General features: G+C 73.0%; 21 protein-coding genes. 12 read left to right on the top strand and 9 right to left on the bottom strand.

The genetic code is table 11. The annotated features are described in order from the left end of the window. The first annotated feature begins 33 nt into the window (after positions 1-33). From ACZ56U_RS04355 to ACZ56U_RS04340, 4 genes are all read left to right on the top strand, one after another. Positions 34-2,073, top strand: coding sequence for an RICIN domain-containing protein (locus ACZ56U_RS04355; protein ID WP_469082514.1), 2,040 nt, complete (start codon positions 34-36; stop codon positions 2,071-2,073). A gap of 113 nt (positions 2,074-2,186) precedes the next feature. After that, on the top strand, positions 2,187-2,849 hold the full coding sequence (locus ACZ56U_RS04350; protein WP_469082513.1) for a class I SAM-dependent methyltransferase: 663 nt from the start codon (positions 2,187-2,189) through the stop codon (positions 2,847-2,849). Positions 2,850-2,893: 44 nt separating this feature from the next. Continuing rightward, on the top strand, positions 2,894-3,622 hold the full coding sequence (locus ACZ56U_RS04345) for a hypothetical protein (RefSeq protein ID WP_469082512.1): 729 nt from the start codon (positions 2,894-2,896) through the stop codon (positions 3,620-3,622). 75 nt (positions 3,623-3,697) lie between these two features. Next, entirely contained in the window at positions 3,698-4,198 is a 501-nt protein-coding gene (locus tag ACZ56U_RS04340) for a peptidylprolyl isomerase (protein ID WP_469082511.1), read from the top strand. Positions 4,199-4,295: 97 nt separating this feature from the next. On the opposite strand, the gene ACZ56U_RS04335 is transcribed toward ACZ56U_RS04340, so the two are convergent. The 6 genes from ACZ56U_RS04335 to ACZ56U_RS04310 all read right to left on the bottom strand — a co-directional run bounded on the left by ACZ56U_RS04335 (position 4,296) and on the right by ACZ56U_RS04310 (position 9,244). Further along, positions 4,296-4,784, bottom strand: coding sequence for a flavin reductase family protein (locus ACZ56U_RS04335; RefSeq protein ID WP_469082510.1), 489 nt, complete (start codon positions 4,782-4,784; stop codon positions 4,296-4,298). A 177-nt stretch (positions 4,785-4,961) separates the two neighbouring features. Beyond that, a complete protein-coding gene (locus tag ACZ56U_RS04330) occupies positions 4,962-5,294 on the bottom strand; it encodes a hypothetical protein (protein WP_469082509.1) in 333 nt (110 codons plus the stop codon). A 175-nt stretch (positions 5,295-5,469) separates the two neighbouring features. Then, on the bottom strand, positions 5,470-5,619 hold the full coding sequence (locus tag ACZ56U_RS04325) for a hypothetical protein (protein ID WP_469082859.1): 150 nt from the start codon (positions 5,617-5,619) through the stop codon (positions 5,470-5,472). A 105-nt stretch (positions 5,620-5,724) separates the two neighbouring features. Then, a complete protein-coding gene (locus ACZ56U_RS04320; RefSeq protein WP_469082508.1) occupies positions 5,725-7,344 on the bottom strand; it encodes an FAD-dependent oxidoreductase in 1,620 nt (539 codons plus the stop codon). Continuing rightward, entirely contained in the window at positions 7,275-8,006 is a 732-nt protein-coding gene (locus tag ACZ56U_RS04315) for a class I SAM-dependent methyltransferase (protein ID WP_469082842.1), read from the bottom strand. The genes ACZ56U_RS04320 and ACZ56U_RS04315 overlap by 70 nt, the downstream gene beginning before the upstream one ends. 44 nt (positions 8,007-8,050) lie before the next feature. Further along, positions 8,051-9,244, bottom strand: coding sequence for a lycopene cyclase family protein (locus ACZ56U_RS04310; RefSeq protein WP_469082507.1), 1,194 nt, complete (start codon positions 9,242-9,244; stop codon positions 8,051-8,053). A 295-nt stretch (positions 9,245-9,539) separates the two neighbouring features. On the opposite strand from ACZ56U_RS04310, the gene ACZ56U_RS04305 reads away from it, so the two are divergent. The 5 genes from ACZ56U_RS04305 to ACZ56U_RS04285 all read left to right on the top strand — a co-directional run bounded on the left by ACZ56U_RS04305 (position 9,540) and on the right by ACZ56U_RS04285 (position 15,336). Beyond that, entirely contained in the window at positions 9,540-10,805 is a 1,266-nt protein-coding gene (locus ACZ56U_RS04305; protein WP_469082506.1) for a polyprenyl synthetase family protein, read from the top strand. Further along, the gene (locus tag ACZ56U_RS04300; protein WP_469082505.1) at positions 10,802-12,340 is read left to right on the top strand and encodes a phytoene desaturase; all 1,539 of its coding nucleotides are present in this window, start codon (positions 10,802-10,804) and stop codon (positions 12,338-12,340) included. The genes ACZ56U_RS04305 and ACZ56U_RS04300 overlap by 4 nt, the downstream gene beginning before the upstream one ends. After that, positions 12,337-13,353 (top strand): phytoene/squalene synthase family protein, encoded by a 1,017-nt coding sequence (locus tag ACZ56U_RS04295; protein WP_469082504.1) that lies wholly within the window; start codon positions 12,337-12,339, stop codon positions 13,351-13,353. Before ACZ56U_RS04300 ends, ACZ56U_RS04295 begins: the two co-directional genes overlap by 4 nt. Beyond that, positions 13,350-14,402, top strand: a complete 1,053-nt coding sequence (locus ACZ56U_RS04290) for a DUF5914 domain-containing protein (RefSeq protein WP_469082503.1) — start codon at positions 13,350-13,352, stop codon at positions 14,400-14,402. Before ACZ56U_RS04295 ends, ACZ56U_RS04290 begins: the two co-directional genes overlap by 4 nt. Positions 14,403-14,685: 283 nt before the next feature. Continuing rightward, positions 14,686-15,336, top strand: a complete 651-nt coding sequence (locus tag ACZ56U_RS04285) for a DUF4232 domain-containing protein (RefSeq protein ID WP_469082502.1) — start codon at positions 14,686-14,688, stop codon at positions 15,334-15,336. A gap of 25 nt (positions 15,337-15,361) precedes the next feature. Here the strand turns inward: ACZ56U_RS04285 and ACZ56U_RS04280 are convergent, their stop codons facing one another. Continuing rightward, a complete protein-coding gene (locus tag ACZ56U_RS04280; RefSeq protein ID WP_469082501.1) occupies positions 15,362-17,023 on the bottom strand; it encodes a serine/threonine-protein kinase in 1,662 nt (553 codons plus the stop codon). 133 nt (positions 17,024-17,156) lie between these two features. On the opposite strand from ACZ56U_RS04280, the gene ACZ56U_RS04275 reads away from it, so the two are divergent. Together ACZ56U_RS04275 and ACZ56U_RS04270 are read left to right on the top strand one after the other, a co-directional pair. After that, positions 17,157-17,903: an esterase/lipase family protein gene (locus tag ACZ56U_RS04275; RefSeq protein WP_469082500.1), complete on the top strand. Its 747-nt coding sequence runs from the start codon at positions 17,157-17,159 to the stop codon at positions 17,901-17,903. Positions 17,904-17,977: 74 nt separating this feature from the next. Further along, entirely contained in the window at positions 17,978-18,775 is a 798-nt protein-coding gene (locus tag ACZ56U_RS04270) for an alpha/beta fold hydrolase (RefSeq protein ID WP_469082499.1), read from the top strand. Positions 18,776-18,818: 43 nt separating this feature from the next. Here the strand turns inward: ACZ56U_RS04270 and ACZ56U_RS04265 are convergent, their stop codons facing one another. Then, the gene (locus ACZ56U_RS04265) at positions 18,819-19,160 is read right to left on the bottom strand and encodes a winged helix-turn-helix transcriptional regulator (RefSeq protein ID WP_469082498.1); all 342 of its coding nucleotides are present in this window, start codon (positions 19,158-19,160) and stop codon (positions 18,819-18,821) included. A 97-nt stretch (positions 19,161-19,257) separates the two neighbouring features. Between ACZ56U_RS04265 and ACZ56U_RS04260 the strand changes: the two genes are divergently transcribed. Further along, positions 19,258-20,139 carry an NAD(P)-dependent oxidoreductase gene (locus tag ACZ56U_RS04260; protein ID WP_469082497.1) on the top strand — a complete coding sequence of 294 codons (882 nt, stop codon included), beginning with the start codon at positions 19,258-19,260 and terminating at the stop codon, positions 20,137-20,139. A gap of 22 nt (positions 20,140-20,161) precedes the next feature. Here the strand turns inward: ACZ56U_RS04260 and ACZ56U_RS04255 are convergent, their stop codons facing one another. Continuing rightward, entirely contained in the window at positions 20,162-21,355 is a 1,194-nt protein-coding gene (locus ACZ56U_RS04255; RefSeq protein ID WP_469082841.1) for a PP2C family protein-serine/threonine phosphatase, read from the bottom strand. Positions 21,356-21,548: the final 193 nt, after the last annotated feature.

Genomic DNA, 21,548 nt, shown 5'->3' with positions numbered 1-21,548 from the left:
CAGCGTTTCCACCTATGAAGCTGGGAGCACACGATGGCAGGACTCACCCGCAGCAGACGGCTCCTCGGGGCCGCGTCGATGACCGCGCTGGCGACCGGAGCGGCGCTGTTGTCCGTGCCCGCGCCGCTCGCGCAGGCCGACTCGGCCACCGCGTCGGTCACCGTCCAGCCCGACCCGTCGTACAAGCAGGACAAGTTCGAGGGCTGGGGCACCAGCCTGGTGTGGTTCGCCAACGCCACCGGCGACTACCCCAAGGAGATCCGCGAGAAGCTCGCCAAGCTGCTGTTCGGTGACGACGGTCTGGCGCTGAACATCGCGCGGTACAACATCGGCGGCGGCAACGCCCCCGACGTCAAGGACTACCTGCGCGCCGGTGGCGCGGTCGAGGGCTGGTGGAAGGCCCCGGCGGGCACCACCCGCACCGACACCGACTGGTGGAGCGCCGACGACCCCGCCGACTGGAACGACAAGGCGGACGCCACGCAGCGCTGGTGGGTCGACCGCATCAAAAAGGACATCACGCACTGGGAGACCTTCTCGAACTCCCCGCCGTGGTTCATGACGGAGAGCGGCTATGTCTCGGGCGGCTTCAACGCCAACGCCGAGCAGCTGAAGGAGAGTTCGGTCGACGACTTCGCCGCCTACGTGGCCGGCGTGACGAAGCGGCTGGAGAGGTCCGAGGGCATCAAGGTCGACACCGTCGACCCCTTCAACGAGCCGAACACCGGCTACTGGGGCACCCGTCTGGACGCGAGCGGCCAGCCCGTGGGCGGTCGTCAGGAAGGGGCGCACATCGGCCCCGCGATGCAGGAGAAGGTGCTGGCCGCGCTGGCGCCGGCGCTGAAGAAGGCCAAGGTCAAGGCCGGCATATCGGCGATGGACGAGACCAACCCCGGTCTGTTCGCGACCAACTGGAACTCCTACTCGCAGGCCTCCAAGGACCTCGTCGACCAGATGAACGTCCACACCTACGGCACCGGTCAGCGCACCACGGTCCGTGACCTGGCCAAGGCGGCCGACAAGCCGCTGTGGATGAGCGAGGTCGAGGGCGACTGGGGCGACGGGCAGAGCTTCACCGACATGCGCCCCGGCCTGGGCCTGGCCCAGCAGATGGTCAACGACCTGCGTGAACTGGAGCCCAAGGCCTGGGTGTTCTGGCAGCCGGTCGAGGACCACGTCAACATGAAGCCGGGCGGCGAGTCCGCCAAGGGCGGCAACTGGGGTTCGATCCAGCTGCCGTTCAGCTGCACGTCGGCCGACACCCTCAAGACCTGCCCGATCTACACGAACACGAAGTTCGACACGGCCCGCAACTTCACCCACTTCATCAAGCCCGGTGACCGTCTGGTCAAGGTGGACGACACCTCCAGCGCCGCCGCGGTGACGAAGGACGGCAAGGGCGCCTCGCTGGTCCACGTCAACTCCACGACCGCGCCTCGCGCGGTGACGATCGACCTGTCGAAGTTCGGGACGGTCAAGCGTTCGGCGACCGTCACCCCGACCGTCACCGACGCGGCCGGCAAGCTCGTGAAGCAGGCCCCGGTCCGGGTCGTCGACGACAAGGCGACGTTCACCGTCCCCGCGCAGTCCGTCACCTCGTTCGCCATCAAGGGCGTCTCCGGCGTCGCCAAGGACGCGAGCCTGTTCAGCAAGGGCGAGTCCTACACCCTGACCGGTGTCCAGAGCGGCAAGGCCGTGACCGTCGGCGCCAACGGCACCAACCTGGTCATCAAGTCGGCCGACTCCACGGTCGCGCAGGAGTGGCGGCTGGAGGCCAAGTACGGCAAGAAGGGCAGCAACCGCGCCCGCTACGTCTTCGCCAACCCGGCCGAGGGCAAGCGGCTCGCCGTGCGCGACAACGTGCCGATGATCGAGGCCGACACCGGTGAGCGGGACCCGGCGACGGAGTGGATCCTGTCCACCACGGGCGACGGCACCTGGACGCTGGTGAACGCGGCGACCGGGCGCCTGCTGGAGGTCGGCGGCCAGGCCACGAACGAGGGCGCGGCCGTCACCACGTGGCAGGCGAACTCCGGGTCCAACCAGCGGTGGCGGATCACCGAGGTGAGCTGACCGCGGAACGGTGCGGACAGAGCGCTCGGCCGGGATCCCCGGCCGAGCGTTCTGCTTTTGCCGGACCGGCAACAAAAGTGGCCGCGCGGGAGCCGGTGCGCGACGGTGGGCCCGTGACCGACAACATCGCAGCAGGATCGCCGCCCACCGACGGATACGCCGGAGACCCCGCCGTGCGGGCCGAGTGGGACGGCCGGTACACCGAGCGACAGCAGTTGTGGAGCGGGCGGCCCAACGGCGCCCTCGTGGCCGAGGTCGCCGGGCTCACCCCCGGGCGGGTCCTCGACGTCGGCTGCGGCGAGGGCGCGGACGCCGTCTGGCTCGCCCGCGGCGGCTGGGAGGTGACCGCGGTCGAGGTATCGGGGGTGGCGCTGGAACGAGCGGCCGGGCACGCCCGCGACGCCGGCGTCACCGTTCGCTGGGTCCACGCGGGCCTCGCCGAGGCGAACCTCCCGCCGGCCTCCTTCGACCTGGTCTCCGCCCAGTACCCGGCCCTGCTGCGCACCCCCGACGCCGCGGCCGAGCGCGCCCTGCTCGCGGCGGTCGCACCCGGCGGCGTCCTGCTCCTCGTCCACCACGCGGGCATGGACCAGCCCCAGGCGCACGACAGCGGATTCGATCCGGCCGACTACGTCTGGCCCTCGATGGTCGCCGCCCTGCTCGACGACGACTGGCGGATCGAGGTGGACGAACAACGTCCCCGCGTGGCACCGGAGGGCGGCGCGGGCGCGCACCACACCGACGACGTGGTCCTGCGCGCGCGTCGGCTCCGCTGAGACCGCGCCCACCCCCGCGCCGCGCGACAGGCGACACTGGCGGCATGTATGTCCAGCAGTCACCGCCCCCGCGCCGCTACGGAAGCCTGCGCATCGAGCCGAGCGACCTCGCCCCCGCCCGCTGGCTGGAGCAACGTCCGCCCGGCAACGACGGATTCGGCACGGTGGCGGGAGTGTGCGCACCCGGGTTCGACGCGTACGCGCGCATCCTGCATCCCGCCCGGCTCGATGCGGCGCCGGTTCGGTGGGACCGGGTGGCCGAGGTGTACGGCCGCTCGGTCACCGCCGAAACACGCTGGGACGAGGTGATCGGCGCTTCTGATCCTTTCCTGTACCGCAACGACGACACGCCTGCCGTCCCCGGTGTCTGGGACGAGCACCCAAACGAGGGCCCCACCCCCGCCGACGTGGCCCGCCTCATGATTCCCGTGCTGTCCCGGCACACCCGCACCCCCGGCCACTGCTGGTACGGCCTGTGGGAGGGCTACGGCCGCTACGACTGGGACGGTCTGCCGGTCTTCCGTACTCCCGGCCGCGACGAGATCCTCCTCGCGGGTCCGCTCGACCACGTCGACTCGCCCGCACGGGACACCACCGCGGCGGCTCTCGAGATCCCCGACCTGTGGTGGCCCGAGGACCGGGCCTGGTGCGTCGGCGGCGACGTCGACCTCGTCAGCACCTATGTCGGCGGCACCGCGGCCTGCGTCGCGGACCTGCTCGCCACCCCGGGCCTGGAAGCTCACCCCGTGACGCAGGCGGACTCGGTCAACTGAGACAGATCGGTTCATTCGACACGACCTGGGAGGGGGGTGCTTCGCCCTGAACCGCGACAGTGGAGAATTGCCTTCATGAGTGAGAACGTCTATTTCCAGGTTTCCGCGAACGGCGAGCCCGTCGGCCGCATCGTCTTCCGGCTCTTCGACGATGTCGTGCCGAAGACCGCCCGCAACTTCCGCGAGCTGGCCACCGGCCAGAACGGCTACGGCTTCAAGGGCTCGCCCTTCCACCGCGTCATCCCCGAGTTCATGCTGCAGGGTGGCGACTTCACCAACGGCAACGGCACCGGCGGCAAGAGCATCTACGGTGAGAAGTTCGCCGACGAGAACTTCCAGCTCAAGCACGACCGGCCGTTCCTGCTGAGCATGGCCAACGCCGGCCCGAACACCAACGGCTCGCAGTTCTTCGTGACCACCGTGGTGACCCCGTGGCTCGACGGCAAGCACGTCGTCTTCGGTGAGGTCGTCGAGGGCGAGGACGTCGTCAAGGCGATCGAGGCGCTCGGCAGCCGTAACGGCGCCACGTCGAAGAAGATCGTCGTCGAGGAGAGCGGCGTCGTCTCCCCCGCCTGATCCCCGCGCACCGCGTTCGTCCGGGTAAGCGGCGCCCTCCTACGGGTCGGCCCGCTTGCCCGGGCGGAGCGCGTCCCCGCCTGCCCGGATCGGGCGGTCAGTCCACCGGGTGGCCGGGCGAGATGCCCTCGGCGTCGCCCAGTCGCAGCAGCGGCCCGTCGTGCGCCGCGCTCCCTCCCCACTCAACCGGGTCGAGGACGAATCCGACGTGGTCACCGCCGTCGACGCGCGTGAGGATCCGGCCGACGAACCAGGCGGCCGCGTCGCAGACGATCACGGACCCGGCGTGCCCTTCCCGCCAGCGGACGTGCTGGAACTTGTCCTCATCGTCACCGGTTCGCCCGCCGAACACCTCGGCCAGGCCACGCTGTTCACGGGTCAGCAGATGCACGGTCAGGAACGTCGCGGAGTGGGCGACCCGGAAGGTGCGGTTGACCTCGGAGAGCCACACCACGAACCGTACGGGCCGCAGGGAGCACTGCGAGGAGAAGCCGACCAGGCAGCCCGCCCGTTCACCGCCCGCCGCGGCCGTGACCACACACATCTCGGGATCCAGCCGCCCGACGAACTCATCGCTGCCCGTCATCCCCAGACCTCTCCCGTCGCCCGTGCCTTCGTCCTCCCGCATCACCTCACCACGGAGCACGAATCCATGCCATCCAGCGGCTCGTCTGTCACCCACGACACGAGAACGCGTCCCGCCCGAGCCGTGTCAGGCGTGCAGGGTGACGTTCCTTCGGACAGGGCCGCCGGGGTCAGAACCTCACGCTGCGCGGCAGCGGGCGCGGGCGCGTGCGGCACCGGTCTGCGGGCGTGCGGCACTGACCCGGTAGGTGGTTCTGGCGGGATCGGTGATGGGCTCGCCCAGGGTGATACGGCCGGTAGAGCGCAGTTCCTCGCACACGTCGGTCGGCAGGGCGACGTAACAGCCGCCGCGACCGGTGGCGGAGTCTATCGAGCGCCAGTAGCCGTAGCGGAGCCGTCCGCTCCGGTACTCGGTGACGAACACCGGGGTGCGGGAGTCCGACACCAGGCGCAGCACGTCGGCCGCGGTCCCACCGCGCGGGACCGGTGCGAGAGTAGGGGCTTGGGGCATCGGCAGGGCCTTTCCGACAGAAGGAACGGACACCGCATACCCCGTCCGGGCCCGGTGTTGATCTTGCAGCTCGCATTCTCGCGCCGACCACTGACAATGCGTCCGTGCCGCCGGTCTTCCCGGGCGGCACGGACGCTGACGCGCGTCGTACGCGCGACGTCTCTCAGTGGTCGGTTCAGCGGCCCCGTCCCCGGAGCCGGCCCAGCAGCTGCCGCGCCTGGGCCCGGCGCCGCGGGTCCGCGGAGGCACGGCGGGCCTGTTCGATGGTCCTGCGGCCCTGCGGGCTCCTGCCGAACTGCTTGATCTTGTCCAACATGCCTGCCACGACGTCCTCCCCAACTAGCGGTGCCAAGGCCCCTGTGGCGAGACCCCGGTACGAACGCGGTTACCCCGCCTTCGCCATCCCACCCCCGCTCTGTGTGGCTCCGGCTCAGCCAAGGCCCGCGAGTGTGCGCAAGACCGCGCCGCGTCCGCGGTCCGGCACGGTCCACAGGGTCTGGCCCCGGACCCCGTACCGTTCCAACAGCGCGTTGGCCGCGAGGAAGCCGCTCGTCGCCGCGCGTTCCATGAGCGCCACCGGCAGCTCCGTACGGACCAGGTCTCCGGCCACCACCAGGCCGGGGTCACTGGTGCGCACGGTCGGCCGGTCCGCGTATCCGCCGACCGGGAACAGCGGGCAGTCGGCCCGCCATTCATGCCGTTCGTCCACCACCGTGGCCGTGCGGCTCTCCGGGTAGACCTGGTGCAGCTGCTCCAGCAGGCGCTTCTGCTCCACGTCCCGGGCCGCGTCCTCCGGCAGGGCGTAGGCGTGCAGTTCCACGACGGATCCTGCGGTGCGGGAGGCCCAGCGCGCCGCCTCGCCCTCCCAGCGGTCCAGCACACTGACGTTGTCGAGGCCGCCGTAGCCGCTGGTCCCCAGGAAGCCGGGCCGGGCGGCGGACAGCGGGCGGTCCAGCCACAGCCGGGAGACGAGGAAGGGCGGCGCGCTGCGCAGCCTGGCGATCCGTTCGCGCCACGCGGCGTCGGCGAGGCGCGGGGAGCGCTCCACGAGTGAGCGCAGACCGGCGGCGTCCAGGGCCAGCACCACCGTGTCGTGGCGGTGTTCACCCCCGTCGGCGGCGATGACGAAGCCGCCGTCCGCGGTGGGGTCGACCGAGGCGACGGGGGTGTCGGTGCGCAGGTCGACGCCGTGGTCGGTGAGGTAGCGGGCCAGGGGGTCCCACAGGGCGGTGGGGAAGGGCTCGTCGGGCACGTCGAAGAGGAGTCCTTCGGACGAGCCGAGGAAGTAGATGTGGAACATCAACACCATCTCCGCGGCGGACAGGTGACGCGGGTCGGCGAAGAAGCTGCGGGAGAACACCTCGAACGCCAGGTGGTGCGCCGCCGGTGGGAAGCGGATCGACTCGAGGAAGTCGTGGGCGCTGACGTCGTCGAGCCGCGTGTAGACGCCGGGGACGCGGACGTCCAGGAGGGGCAGGGCGGCGACCGGGTTCATCCGCACGAGGTCGCGGAGGGTGAAGGTGGGGCTCAGGGCGACGAAGCCGAGGGCGCTCCAGGGCGGTGTGCGCGGAACGTGCCGGAAGCTGTCGTGCGCTCCGTCGGCGTGCCGCAGCGGGTAGTCGGGCAGGGCGCGCAGGCGCTCCAGCCCCGGATCCGTGCGCCGCAGCAGTCCGCGCAGGTTGTAGTACTGGCGGAAGAAGGCGTGGAAGCCGCGGCTCATGGTGGCGGTGCTGCCGTCCGCGAGGACGGTCGGCCATCCCGCGAGCCGGCCGCCCAGGACGGGCTCGCGTTCGTAGAGCGTGACCCGCGCGCCTCGCTCGGCCAGGGCCGTCGCGGCGGCGAGCCCGGCGATCCCGCCGCCGACGACCGCGGTGCTCACCGCACGGTCGCCGCTCAGGCGCGGCGCGCCGGGCGCGGGCAGGAGGGTGCGGGCGCGGCGGTCCCTGCCGCGCCGGGCGGCGGCGCCCCTGCCGGGCGCGTTCACCGGCCGTCCTCGACGCCGGTGCCCGGGCGGCGCGCGACGACGGTGTGGGTGATGCCGGTCTGCCATCCCGGCAGCGGCAGCACCCGGACGCCGGTGAAGCCGGCCGAGCGGACCCGGGCGGCGAAGTCGCCCGCCGTGTCGAACTCCAAGACGCTGCGCCACAGGTGGCGGTACAGGTCACCGTCGCCGAGCAGGGTCGCGACCGGCAGGACCAGGCCCCGGCACACGCCCGTCCACACCGCGCGGTCGACGGTCCGGCCGCTGAGGGTGTACTCGTGCACCGCGAGCCGGCCACCGGGGACGAGGACTTCGCGCACGGCCGCGAGGACGGCGTCGGGGTCCCCGACATTGCGGAAGAGGTAGGCGGCGAAGACCGCGTCGAACGGTCCCCGGACGTCCGCGTGCGCCAGTCGCTCCGCGGAGGAGTGCACGAATCGCACGCCCTGCGGCCACGGTTTGGCGGCCGCCCGCTCCAGCATGCCCGCGGAGGCGTCCACCGCGACGATCTCGGCGCCGGGCAGCACCTCGGCGAGCGCGGCCGTCGAGGCGCCGGTGCCGCACCCGAGGTCCAGTACGCGCAGCCCGCCGCCATGGTCGGACAGGCCCAGGCGGCGCGCGGAGCGGCGCAGGTGGGCGTGGTAGCCGGGGTTCGCGGCCACCAGTGTGTCGTAGCTGCGCGCGGCGTGGTCGAAGGCGGTGGCCAGGTCCTCGTCGCGCAGCAGGGTCAGGTGGTCGCCTCGGTCGGGGTGCACGGGACTCCTTCGTGCCGGGATCACGGTCGGGGAAAGGGGGTGCGGGGCAGCCAGAGCAGCTCCGCGGCGGAGTGGAGCATCGGCAGCACGGGCGTGCGCAGGCCGAGGGCGAGGTCCTCGTCGAGCCGGGTCCGGCCGTCGAGGAACCGCAGCAGCCGCGCTGTCGGCACCTGGGAGAACAGGCGCGTGAAGAACGCCGCGCCGTCGAGCCGCCCGCTGTCCAAGGCCCGGAGCAGGACGGCGTCCATGGCCCGTGAGCGGGCCGAATGGGCGGGCGGGGGCTCCGGGGTGCGGCCCGCGGACAGGGCCCGCGCGATCGCCCGCGTCTGGCGCTGGACGGCGGAGAAGGTGTAGCCCGTCGCGGGGCGGGTGGCGCCGCCCGCGGCCCCGACCCGGAAGACCGACGGCGCCGAGCGGCGGGCGAAGCGCGCGTCGGTCATGGGGATGACACCGGTCTCCGTGGCCAAGACGTCGAAGCGCCCGAGGCGTAGCACGTCCGTGGTGTACCGGCGCAGCGCGCTCTCGTAGGCCGGCCGCGACAGCACGGCACGGGAGAAGCGGGTGTACTCCACGAGTGCCTCGCGCGGGCCGGTGGGCAGCACGTATCCGAAGGCGAGGCCCCGAGGTGGCTGGGGCACCCGGAAGTCCATGAACTCCACCGTGCCGGGATCGAACACCGGACGGTCGGTGCGGACGAACCAGCCGTGGAAGTGCTGCAACAGGGTGGTCCGGGCCGCGGGGAGGCTGCCGAGCGGCCGGGAGTCGAAGACCCAGCGGGCCCGCACCGTGACGGGCCTCCCCCCGCCGTCCCGGGCGCGGATCACGGCCCCGTCGGCGACGGCGTCCACCGTCTCCACGGCCGCCTCCAGCCGGCGGACGTCGCGGCTGTCCGCCAGCTCACGCGCGACCAGGCCTTCGAAGTCGGCGGAGCGGAGCATCTTGTAGGACAGCGGCGAGATGTCGTCCTCCAGCGGCTGCCCCGCGGCGGTGTGGACGCGCAGCCGCCGCCAGGACGCCGTCAGCGCGCTGTCGTAGGGCCCGGGGCCGTCCTCCCAGAAACACCAGGTCCGTTCGGGTGGCCGGAGCGGGCCGGGCGGGGCGTCCAGCAGGACGGCCGTCACACGGCGGGTTCCGGGAGCGGGCCGCGCGAGGCGGTGGGCCAGGGACAGCCCCGCCGCTCCCCCGCCCACGATGGCCACCTCGGCCTCCCGCACCCGCCCTCTCCTCCCCGCGCACACCACCGGCTCGCCGCGCCGGGCGATCCGGCAGCGGTCTGTCCGACCTCTTCCCCGCGGGTGTCCGACGCGGATGCAGGCAGTCGGGTGAGCCGAGGGGAAACCATCCCACTACGGCCCGCCCGCCCAGGATCTCCGGCCGCACCGTCCGGCGCGCGGCGGCACTCCGATGGCCGACAAGCGCCCACAACCACTCTGACAGCGCATCCGAGCAGGCATCCGGCGCGGAAGGTCTTCGGTCAGACGATGCGCGAGCAGGAGGAGAGGAACCGGGATGCGCCCGATCGAGGCGAAGGATCACCCTGTGGCCGCGACAGTGGCGGACCCCGGTCCCGTCCCCGCCCGGTTCCCGCAGGACGGCGGGGGACCGCGCGCCGTCGACTCGGATGTGTCCGCGGCCGTGGGGCGGGTGCTGGAGAGCGTGCTCGCCGAACGAGTGGAGCGCGCCGCCGCCCTCGACCCGGACTTCGGCCGCGATCTCGCCGCGCGGCTGGCGCGCTTCACCCTGGACGGCGGCAAGCGCATACGGTCCCGGTTCGTGTGGTGGGCGCTGCGCGCCTGCGGGGGCGGGGCCGCGGAGACCGAGGCGGCCCTGCGAATCGGGGCCGCGCTGGAGCTGATCCAGACCTGCGCCCTGGTCCACGACGACGTCATGGACGGCTCCCGGGTGCGGCGCGGACGGCCCGCCCTGCACGCGGACCTCGCCGCCCAGTACGCCGACCGCGTGCCCGACGCGGCCGGTGCGCGTTTCGGGGAGGCCGCGGCGATCCTCGCCGGGGATCTGGCCCTGGCCTGGGCGGACGACATCGTGGCCGCCCTGGAGGCACCCCCGCCCCGCGTCCGCGCGGTGCGCGACCTGTGGAGCGTCATGCGTACCGAGATGGTCGCCGGGCAGTACCTCGACATCCAGGGGCAGGCCACCTCCGCACGCTCCCTGACCCGCGCGATCCGCGCCGCCTGCCTCAAGAGCGCCCTGTACTCGGTGGAACGTCCCCTGGCGCTGGGCGCGGCCCTGGCGGGCGCGGACGACGCGCGCACCCGGGCCCTGTGCTCGGCGGGCCGGTGCGTCGGGATCGCCTTCCAGCTGCGCGACGACCTCACCGACGTCTTCGGCGACCCCCGGCGCACCGGCAAACCCCTCGGTGGCGACATCCGGGCGGGCAAGCCGACCTACCTCGTGGCAGTGGCGCACGCGCGGGCCGAGGCGGCCGGTGACCGTCACGGCCTCGCCGTACTGCGCCGCTCGCTCGGCCGCGCCGACCTGCCCGACAGCCGGCTCGCCGAGGTCCGTGACGTGCTGGTCGCGACGGGCGCGCGGGACCTCGTCGAGGCCAAGATCGACCGGCTCGCCGGCCACGCGGTGCGCCATCTGGAGTCCGCGCGGCTGGAGCCGGAAGGTCACCTGCCCCTGCGGGAGCTGCTCCTCGCCACGGCCGGCTCCGGCGCCACTCCCCCACCCGCACCCGACCGGCCGGGCGCCGAGGACGGCCTGCCCCTCTCGCTGCTCCCGGTCGCCGCCGCCGAGGGAGCCGGCCGATGACCCGAACCGTTCCCGGACCCACCGACCACGTCGTGGTGGTCGGCGCCGGCCTGTCCGGTCTGTCCGCCGCCCTGCATCTGCTCGGCGCCGGCCGAAGGGTGACGCTTGTGGAACGGGACCCGCTGCCCGGTGGCCGGGCCGGACGCCTGGAGCGGCACGGGTACCGCATCGACACCGGCCCCACCGTGCTGACCATGCCCGACCTCGCGGACGAGGCCTTCGCGGCGGTCGGCGACAGCCTGCGCGCCCGCGTGGACCTCATCCCCCTGCACCCGGCCTACCGCGCGCTCTTCGCCGACGGCAGCGGCCTCGACGTGCACACCGACGCGGAGGCGATGGAGGCGGAACTGGAGCGGTTCGCAGGCCCCGGGGAGGCCGCGGGCTACCGACGGCTGCGCCGGTGGCTGACGGAGCTGTACCGGGTCCAGATGCGCCGCTTCATCGACGCCAACTTCGACTCGCCCTTCTCCCTGCTGACCCCGGACCTGGCGCGGCTCGCCGCGCTCGGCGGCTTCGGGCGGCTCGACGCGCGGATCGGCCGCCACCTGCGCGACGAGCGGGTGCGCCGGGTGTTCTCCTTCCAGGCGCTGTACGCCGGCGTCCCCCCGGAGCGGGCGCTCGCCGCGTACGCCGTGATCGCCTACATGGACACCGTCGCCGGGGTGTACTTCCCGCGGGGCGGCATGCACGCGCTGCCGCGGGCCATGGCGGACGCCGCCCAGGACGCGGGCGCCGACCTCCGCTTCGGACGGCACGTGACCCGGCTGGAGCGCGCCGGTGACCGTGTCACCGCCGTCGTCACCGACCAGGAGCGCATCGCCTGCGACGCCGTGGTCCTCACCGCGGACCTGCCGGCCGCGTACCGCCTGCTCGGCCACACACCACACCGACCCGCGCCGCTCCGGTACGCGCCGTCGGCCGTCGTCCTGCACGCCGGCACCGACCGGAGCTGGCCGCAACTCGCCCACCACACCCTGTCCTTCGGGGCGCGGTGGCGGCGCACCTTCGACGAACTGACCCGTACCGGGCGGCTGATGAGCGATCCGTCCCTGCTCATCACCCGCCCCACCGCCACCGACCCGACACTCGCCCCGCCCGGCCGCCACCTCCACTACATCCTCGCCCCCTGCCCCAACACCGCCATCGGCCCCGACGCCGCCACCTGGTCCGAACTCGGGCCGCGCTACCGCGACAGCCTGCTGCGGGAGCTGGAGCGGCGCGGCTTCGAGGGCATCGCCGACGCCGTACAGGAGGAAACCCTCGTCACCCCCGCCGACTGGCAGGCCCAGGGACACGCGGCCGGAACCCCCTTCTCGGCCGCCCACACCTTCGCGCAGACCGGCCCGTTCCGGCCGCGCAACCTCGTCCGCGGCACCGAGAACGCCGTCCTCGCCGGCTGCGGCACCACCCCGGGCGTCGGCGTCCCCACCGTGCTGCTGTCCGGCAAGCTCGCCGCGGCCCGGATCACCGGACGGCACACGCCCACCCTCCCCCGCCGTGCCACTTCGGCTCTCTCGAAGGGACCCACCCCATGACCGGCCGTGAACTCGACGCGGCGGGCATCAGCGACCCGGCACTGCGCGAGGCCTACACCCGTTGCCGCCGGCTCAACGCCCGGCACGGCCGCACCTACTTCCTGGCCACCCGGCTGCTGCCCGTCGAACGCCGCCCCGCCGTGCACGCCCTGTACGGCTTCGCCCGCTGGGCGGACGACATCGTCGACTCCCTGGACCCGGGTGTTCCGCCGCACCGCCGCGCGAGCGAACTGGCCCTCCTGCAACGGCGCCTGGAGCAGGGCCTCCGCGACGGCGACAGCCCCGAGCCGGTGGTCCTGGCCCTCGCCGACACCGCCCGCCGCCACGCCATCGACCACCGCCACTTCAGCGACTTCATGACCGCCATGCGCAGCGACCTGGAGGTCACGGACTACCCGACCTACGAGGACCTGCGGGCGTACATGCACGGCTCCGCCGCCGTCATCGGCCTCCAGATGCTCCCCGTCCTCGGCACGGTGGTCGCACGCCAGGAGGCCGCCCCCTACGCCGCCGCCCTGGGCGTCGCCTTCCAGCTCACCAACTTCCTGCGCGACGTCGGCGAGGACCTCGACCGCGGCCGCGTCTACCTGCCCGCCGACCTGCTGCGCGCCCACGGCGTCCACCGGGACCTGCTGTCCTGGAGCCGCGCGACCGGTCGCCGCGACCCGCGCATCACCGGGGCGTTCCGAGCCGCCGAGGACCTCACCCGCGGTGTCTACCGCGAGGCGGCCCCCGGGCTGGCGATGCTCGACCCGGTCGCCCGCCCCTGCATCCGTACGGCGTTCGTGCTGTACGGCGGCATCCTGGACGCCATCGCGGACGACGGGTACGCGGTACTGCACCGCCGGTCCGTGGTGCCCCGGCGGCGGCGTGCCGCGGTGGCCGTCGACGGGGTGGTGCGGCTGACGAGCGCCAGGATCACGGCGCGTCGGCGGCGCCGGACAGGGCGACCGGCACCGCCCGTGTCGCCCGTGCCGTCCGTGTCCCCCGCACTGCACGAGGAGGTCGTGTGAACCCCGACTCTTCGGACGGCCGCCGCGAGCGTCCCGTCCGCCGCGCACGATATCCACTGTCGCTGCGCCGGAACGCCGTCGCCTGGGAGCGCCAGCGCCCCACCTGGCGTGAGGCCCGCCCGGTCCTGATCGCCCGCGCCCTGAAGCGCGCGCAGGCGCGGCCGTCCGGCAACTGGTACGTCGTCGGCGCCACCGCCGACGTGCCCGGCGACCGGCCGCTGGCCCGGACGATCGCCGGGCGGGAGGTGGTCGTCTGGCGCGACGCCGAGGGCCGGCTGGTCGCCGGTCCGGGTGTCTGCCCGCATCTGGGCGCACCGCTGCGCGACAGCCCGGTGCGCTGCGGCACCCTCGTCTGCCACTGGCACGGACTCGGCCTGCCGGGCACCGCGTTCGCGGGCTGGGAGCCCCTGCCCGTGCACGACGACGGGGTGCTGGTGTGGGTGCGCCTGGACGACGTGGGCGGCGAGCCGCCCCTGGACGCCCCCGTGGTGCCGGTACGGCCCGCTCTGGCGGGAGCGGTCTCGACGGTGTACGTCGGCGTCGGCACCTGTGAACCCGAGGACGTCGTGGCCAACCGGCTCGACCCATGGCACGGCGCCTGGTTCCACCCGTACTCCTTCGTCGACCTCGACGTCGTCCCCGCGACCACGCCGCACGAGGGAGACTCCACCGGTGCGGGGGACGAGGACGGGTTCACCGTCGACGTCTCCTTCAAAGTCGCCGGACGCCTTGTCGTGCCGGTGCGAGCGGTGTTCACCGCACCCGAGCCGCGTACGGTCCTCATGCGCATCACCCGGGGCGAGGGCGCGGGATCGGTGGTCGAGACCCACGCCACCCCACTGGGCCCCGACGAGCACGGCAGACCCCGGACGGCGGTCGTGGAGGCCGTCGTGGCGACCTCGGACCGGCCCGGGTTCGCCGTGGCGCGCCGGATGGGGCCGGTGCTGCGTCCCCTGATGCGGGCCGCCGCCGGACGACTGTGGCGTGACGACCTCGCCTACGCGGAACGACGCTGGCACCTGCGCTCGACGGGCCGCTTCCCCGGCTGAGCCGAGCCCCGGCGCGGACCGCCATCAGGACGGCACCGGCCTCCGCGGTGGACCACGGTCCGCGGGGCGCCGTGCGGCGGGCTGTGACGGGCCGGGCGCGTCCCCTCCGAGGGCGCGTGGCGGGCGGACGGTCCCGAGCGGCAGGTCCGATGGGCGCGCCTCCCTCACCGTCACATTGTCACAAGGCTGTTCGGAGACGGATCTCTGTCGGTGTCAGCGGGCCGCGGCACGGCTCCGGTGAGGCACGATCACCGCGACATTCCGACTTCCCGGGGGACTCCTCATGGCTCACACCACTCGCTCACGCCGGACCGCCGCCGTCCTCGTGGCACTCTCACTCGGCGTCATGGCCCTGACCGCCTGCAACGGCGACGCGGAGGACGCGGCCGCCGCGGACACCTCGGCGAGCCCCTCTCCCTCCACCGGCAGCCAGGACGACGGCACACCCGCGACGGTGGACCCGAGTGACGGCGGCGCCTCCACCGACGCCGGCGCCCCGTCCTCCGAGCCCGGCGCCGAGGACGACCAGGACGGAGGCGTGGGCATGTGCGAGACGACCGACCTGACCTACAAGGTCACCGTCGCCTCCAGCCCCGTCAACCACGCCCTGCTCACCGCGGCCAACAAGGGCACCGATCCGTGCCTGCTGCCCGCCAACGACCTGGTGATCACGATCCCGGGCCTCGACGGCGCTGCCGAGCACGCCGGCCCCGAGGGCAAGGACTGGATCCTGAAGGCCGGGGAGAGCGCCTACGCCGGGATCATGTTCTCCCGCGCCGACACCGAGGGCGGCAAGAGCGCCGACCAGGTCGAAATCGCCCTCAGTCCCGCCGAGTCCCCGACGACCGTCGTGATCGGCGACGGCCCGGTCACGGTCAACGACGGCCAGGTCACCAGCTTCTTCGGCTCCGCCGAGGACGCGCTCACCTACTGAGCCGACAGCCGGACGCGGCCCGGCGTCAGTCCTCCGCCGGGTGCACGTCCAGCACCTTGCCCTGCTTGTCGGTCTTCAGATAGCCGCTGCGGCTGTACTTGTCCGAAAGGTAGACAGAGAGCCCGAACCCGGGGGTGAAGACGTCGGGCTGCCGGACGAGCACGTAACGGGTCTCGGGATCCTTGACGTTCAGCTTCTTCTCCGCCTCCGCCAGGAGCCCCGGAACGCTGTCCCAGTTGAAGCTCTCGACGGTGAAGGGTTCCCAGGTACTCATCAGTGTGCCGTCGATGATGCCCTTCTCCGCGCCCCGGCCCGGGCGGTAGTCGTACGTCTCGTAGGCGGTGTCGCTGCCCTCGACCATCACCCGCGCCGTCACGTACTCCGGGTAGACCGAGAAGCTGCCGAACCTCTTCCGACCGCTCTCCTCCTCCAGCGCCTTGATGGCGATGCGGATGTTGTCGGGGGTGAGCATGCTCCCGCTCGCGATCTCGGTCGCGGTATCGCTCGCGGTCGCCGTCTTTCTGGGCTCCGAGGAGGCGGTCGGGGGCGGAGCCGAAGTCGTCGTCGGCGAACCGGTGTTGAGGTCGGCCGAATCGCCGCCGCCCAGCGGCAGCAACCACCACAGCAGGGCTATGGCTCCCACCAGCGAGATGCCCGAGACGCCCAGCAGGGCAGGGCGCCCGGGAGCCCTCCGGCGTGGCGCGCGCACCGGGGCCACCACCGACTGGGGCGCCGTCATCCCCGGTGCGGGACGGGCCGGCGAGGGTCCGAATCCGGGCGTGGCGGGTGCGGGCAGCGGATAGGAGGTGGGCTCGTCGCGCGGGTACGCGGGACCGGTCGGCGCCGCCTCGATCACGGCCAGCTCCCGGTCCAGGGCAGCGGCGGACGGGCGCGCCGAGGGATCCCGTACCAGTACGCGCATCAGGACGTCGCCCAGAGCGCCGGCCCGGACCGGCGGCGGCACCTCCTCGTGGAGGACCGCGGCGAGGGTGGCCAGGGTGGTGCCCCGGCGCAACGGGTGGTGGCCCTCCACGGCGGCGTACAGCATCATCGCCAGTGACCACAGGTCGGACGCGGGCCCGCCCTCCTGACCCGAGATCCGCTCGGGCGCCATGAAGTCGGCCGTGCCGATGAGGGACCCGGTGACGGTGAGGTTGGTCGCCTCACGGATCGCGGCGATGCCGAAGTCGGTGAGGACGGGGCGCCCGTCCTGGCGTAGCAGCACGTTGGCGGGCTTGACGTCGCGGTGCTGGATTCCGGCCTCGTGCGCGGCGATCAGCGCGGCCAGTACCCCGCGGCCGATCCGTGCCGCCTCGGCCGGGGGCATCGGTCCCCGGGCCAGCCGGTCGGCCAGGGAGCCGCCGCCGACCAGCTCCATCACGATCCACGGGTAGGTGCCCTCGCCGCCGTCGACGATGTGGTGGATGGTGACGACGTTGGGATGGTCGATCCGGGCCAGGGCCCTGGCCTCGCGCAGCACACGCTCCCGCAGCATCCGCGCGGCCTCGGGGTCGTACTCGGCCAGGTCGCGGTCGGGCGGCCGGACCTCCTTGATCGCCACCAGCCGGTGCAGCACCTGGTCCCGGGCCCGCCAGACCATGCCCATCCCGCCGCCACCGAGGCGGCCCTCCAACTCGAAGCGCCCGTCGACGACTCGTCTGCCAGGGCCTCCGTCTGCCTCACTCATGGGCGGGAGCCTAGTTGGCGCCGCCGACGGTGTCCGACCGGGTGCGGTGACTGGTGATTCCGCTGATGTCAGCGCCGAGCCGGGCGCCGACTCTGGTCGGGTCAAGCACCCGCACCCCTGTTGGGAGAACTCCATGAGCCGTCGTTCAGCACGTCGACGTACCGGCGCCGTCGCGGCCGTCGCCGCGGCACTCGCCCTGTTCTCCTCGGCCACCTCGGCCGGTGCCGCCGACACGACCGCCGCCACCGTCGCCTCCGCGAAGGCGGCCGAGGCGGCCACCGGAGTCCTGTCGACCAGCACCCCGGTCGTCTTCGTGCACGGGTACACCGGCAGTGCGTCGAACTGGACCACCGCCATGAGCGTCTTCCGGCTCAACGGCTGGTCCAGCTCCAACCTGTTCGCCTACGAGTACAACTCCTACGGCAACAACGTCACCAACGCGCAGGGGCTGGCGTCCTTCGTCAACAACGTCAAGGCGCGGACCGGCGCGAGCAAGGTCGCCCTCGTCAACCACTCCATGGGCGGCCTCGTCAGCCAGTACTACCTGAAGGTCCTGGGCGGCAACACCAGCGTCAGCCACCTCGCCTCGATCGCCGGTGCCAACCACGGGACGACGTACGCCGGCGCCTGTCTCATCTACACGACCTGTCAGCAGATGTACCCCGGCTCCTCGTTCATCGGCCAGATCACCGCGGGCGACGAGACTCCGGGCAGCACCAGGTACGCCACCTGGTACTCGCCGTGTGACGGCATCATCATTCCGTACACCAGCACCCGGCTGGACGGCGCGACCAACCATCCCGTGGCCTGCCAGACCCACATCGGCTTCCTCACCGACACGTCCGTGCTCGGCGACATCGCCGACTTCGTCGCCTCCTGACGAGTCGGGACCGGCCGACGGCACGCCCCACTCGCGCCGTCGGCCGGTCCGCCGCCGCCTGGAAGGACCGGGACATGCAGCGTTTTCACGCCGACGACGGTACGGAGATCGCGTACCGGGTCTGGGAGCCGGATGCCACCCGAGGGGAGGGTTCCGGGCAGCCCCTGGTGCTGCTCCACCACGGTTTCATCGCCTCGGGAGCGACGAACTGGGAGGCGCCGGGCATCGTCGCCGCGCTGATCGCCCGCGGGCACCGCGTCGCCACCATCGACGCCCGTGGACACGGCGCTTCGGGCAAACCCCATGACCCCGCCCGCTACGGCGAGGCCCGGATGGCACGGGATGTGACGGCCCTGATCGACCGGCTGGGCGAGTCCCGGGTCGATCTCGTCGGCTATTCCATGGGCGCGATCGTCGCGCTGATCACCGCGACCCGCGATGCCCGGGTACGCCGTCTCGTCGTCGGCGGGGTGGGCTGCGCCGTCGTCGAACGCGGCGGCGTGGACACCCGGGTCATCGCCCCCGGCGCGCTCCAGCACGCGCTGCGCACCGACGACCCGGCGTCGATCACGGACGAGACGGCGGCCGCGTTCCGGACCTTCGCCGACTCTCTCGGCGCCGACCGGCTCGCTCTCGCCGCCCAGGCCTCGGCGGCCCACGGCGCCCCCGTCCCGCTGCACACGATCACGGCGGAGACGCTCGTCATCGCCGGACGGGACGACCCCTTCGCCGCCCGTCCCCAGACCCTCGCGGCGGCCGTCCCCCGCGCCACCCTGCGCCTGGTGGCAGGCGATCATCTGGGAGCACTGCTCGACCCGGGCTTCACCGAAGAGCTCCTCGGCTTCCTCGGCCGCCCGGAGGACACGCGGTAGGCGCGGGCTCGCACAGCCGGCGGACGAGTCCGGGTCGTGCTCGTCAGCGAGGGACCGGCCGCTCGCGACCCCAGGCGGCCAGCGGCTGGAGCGCCTCGTTGAGCCGTACGCCGTCCTCCGTCAGCGAGTACTCGACGCGAGGCGGCACCTCCTCGTACGAGACGCGACGCACCACCCCGTCCACCTCCATCTCCCGCAGATGGGAGGCGAGCACCTTCTCGGTGATCCCCGGCAGCAGTCGCCGCAGTTGACCGAAGCGGCGCTCGGGATGCTCGTGCAGTGCCCACAGGATCAGCACCTTCCACTTGCCGCCGATCACCTCCATCGCGGTGTCGATCCCGCAGACGTGTCCGTCCGGACCGCCCGGCCGGTTCAGCGTCGTCATGCCCCCACCCCTCCGACGTGCTCGCTCACCCCGGGGTAACCACCCACTCCGAAGTAGGTACTTGATCATCTCCGGGCCTGTGGCCAGCCTAATCGGCATGACACACAACCCCGTTGAGAAGACGTCCCTCACCCTGCTCGGCCTCGGTGCGATGGGCACCGCGCTGGCCCGTACCTGGCTCGCCTCCGGCCACCCGCTCACCCTGTGGAACCGCACCCCCGCCCGCGCCGTGGCGCTGGCCGCCGAGGGGGCGACGGTCGCGGACAGCGTGGCCGACGCGGTCGCGGCCAACACCCTGGTCGTCGTCTGTCTGCTGGACGACGCCTCGGTCGAGGACGTGCTGAGCGGCACCGACCTGGCCGGCAAGGACCTGGTGAACCTGACCACCAGCACCCCCGCCCAGGCCCGCGCCCGCGCCGAGTGGGCCGGTGCGCGCGGCGCCCGCTACCTGGACGGCGGGATCATGGCCGTCCCCCCGATGATCGGCGTCCCGGAGTCCGGCGGATACGTCTTCTACAGCGGATCGCGGGAGCTGTTCGAGGAGCGCCGGCAGACGCTGCGCGTGCCCGGGGGCACCACGTACGTCGGCGAGGACGCGGGCTTCGCCGCCCTGCACGATGTGGCCCTGCTCAGCGCCATGTACGGCATGTTCGCCGGGGCCGCGCACGCGTTCGCCCTGATCCGCAAGGAGGACGTCGACCCCACGACGTTCGCCCCGCTGCTCGCCGACTGGCTGGTCGCGATGGCTCCGGCCGTGCACCAGACCGCCGACCAGCTGCGCAGCGGTGACCACACCAAGGGCGTCGTCTCGAACCTCGCCATGCAGGTCGCGGGCATCCCGACCTTTCTGCGCACGGCGGAGCAGCAGGGGGTCAGCACCGAACTGCTCAGCCCCTACTTCGAGTTGATGCGCCGCCGCTTGGCCGAGGGCAGCGGCGAGGAGGACCTGACGGGCCTGATCGACCTGCTGGTGCACTGACCGGCCCCATTCCGGCGCACGGTCAAGGCGTCAGCTTCTCCTGATGGGCGCCACGCCATTCGGTGAGCAGCACGGTGGCGTCGTCCTCGAGCGTTCCGTCGTGATGGAGCAGCACGGCCGCCATCAGCCGCCGCAGGGTCTCGTGCAGGGTGCGCCGGCCGGAATGGTGGCGCAGGACGAAGTCCACGAACCGGTCCCGGCCGAACTGCCTGCCCTGGGAGTCACGCGCCTCGATGACGCCGTCGGTGTACAGCAACAGCCGGTCGCCGGGCTCGAGTTGCTCGGTGCATTCGGTCACCGGAAGACCGAGGGAGGCGCCCATCGGACCGGCTGGGGGGCAGGCCAGTTCGGTGGTCCACCGGTTGCCGCGGATGAGGACGGGCAAGCGGTGGCCGCGGTTGATCCAGGTCAGGTGGCCGGTCGTCAGGTCGAGGTCGGCCAGGATGCCGGTGACATAGCGGCTGCTGCCGAACTGCTCGACGAGGGTGGCCTCCACGTGCTGACTGGTCTGCGCGAGGGAGGCGCCCTGGCGGCGGGCGTTGCGGCAGGCGGACACGGCGACGTTGGCGGTGATCCCGGCGGTGGTGTCGTGGCCCATGGCGTCGAAGACGCCCAGGTGCAGGACGCCGCCCGCCACGGCGTAGTCGTAGGCGTCGCCGCCGATCTGGTAGGCGGGCTCCATCGCCGCGCCGACGGTGGCCTCGGCTCCGGCGAAGGCGGGCGGCGGGGTGAGGTTCCACTGCATCTCGGCGGCCACGTTCATCGGCTCGGTGCGTACCAGACGCGCGAGCGAATCACTGAAGGAGCGCTTGCTCAACAGGAGCAGGGCCGTCATGGAGGCCAGATCGCGCACCGCGTCACGCGTGGCTTCGTCGTCGGTGTCGGTGTCGGCACGCAGCACACCCAGCCGCTCCACGCCGTCGGTGACGGCCACCCACCAGCGCCGACGGTGCTGCGGGTCGCCGGTCCCGTGGTCCGTCTGCGCGAGCAGGTCCACCCGCTGGTACGCCTGCCCCGGCAGGGTGCCCCGCACGGTGAACTCCTGCCCGCCCTCTCCCGCGGTCCGCCCCTCGCCGGTGAGCTGGCGCAGCACCGTCTCCCGGAGGTCCGCGACATAGACGGTCACGTCATGCATCCCGACCTCGGCGGAGTGCCCGGCGATCAGCGCCGGCAGCATCTCCAGCGTGACGAAGTGGCTGTCCTGCATCAGCCGCATCAGCCTCGACGCCACCGCGGCCCGCTCCACCACGTCCTTCGCCTCCTGCCGCACCCACCGCTCGCCGCGCCCGGTGCCCTGGGCCTCCTGAACGCGTTCCCAGCCCTCGCAGGTCGGCCCACCGTCCCGGCCGACACCTCCGGACAAACCACCATCTACCCCCTCCCGGGCAGCGCACACGGTCCAGCGGCGC

It is taken from the genome of Streptomyces sp. NPDC034103, assembly GCF_055575395.1.
The sequence above is the reverse complement of the archived record's forward strand: the minus strand, read 5'-3'. Positions and strand labels throughout refer to the sequence as shown.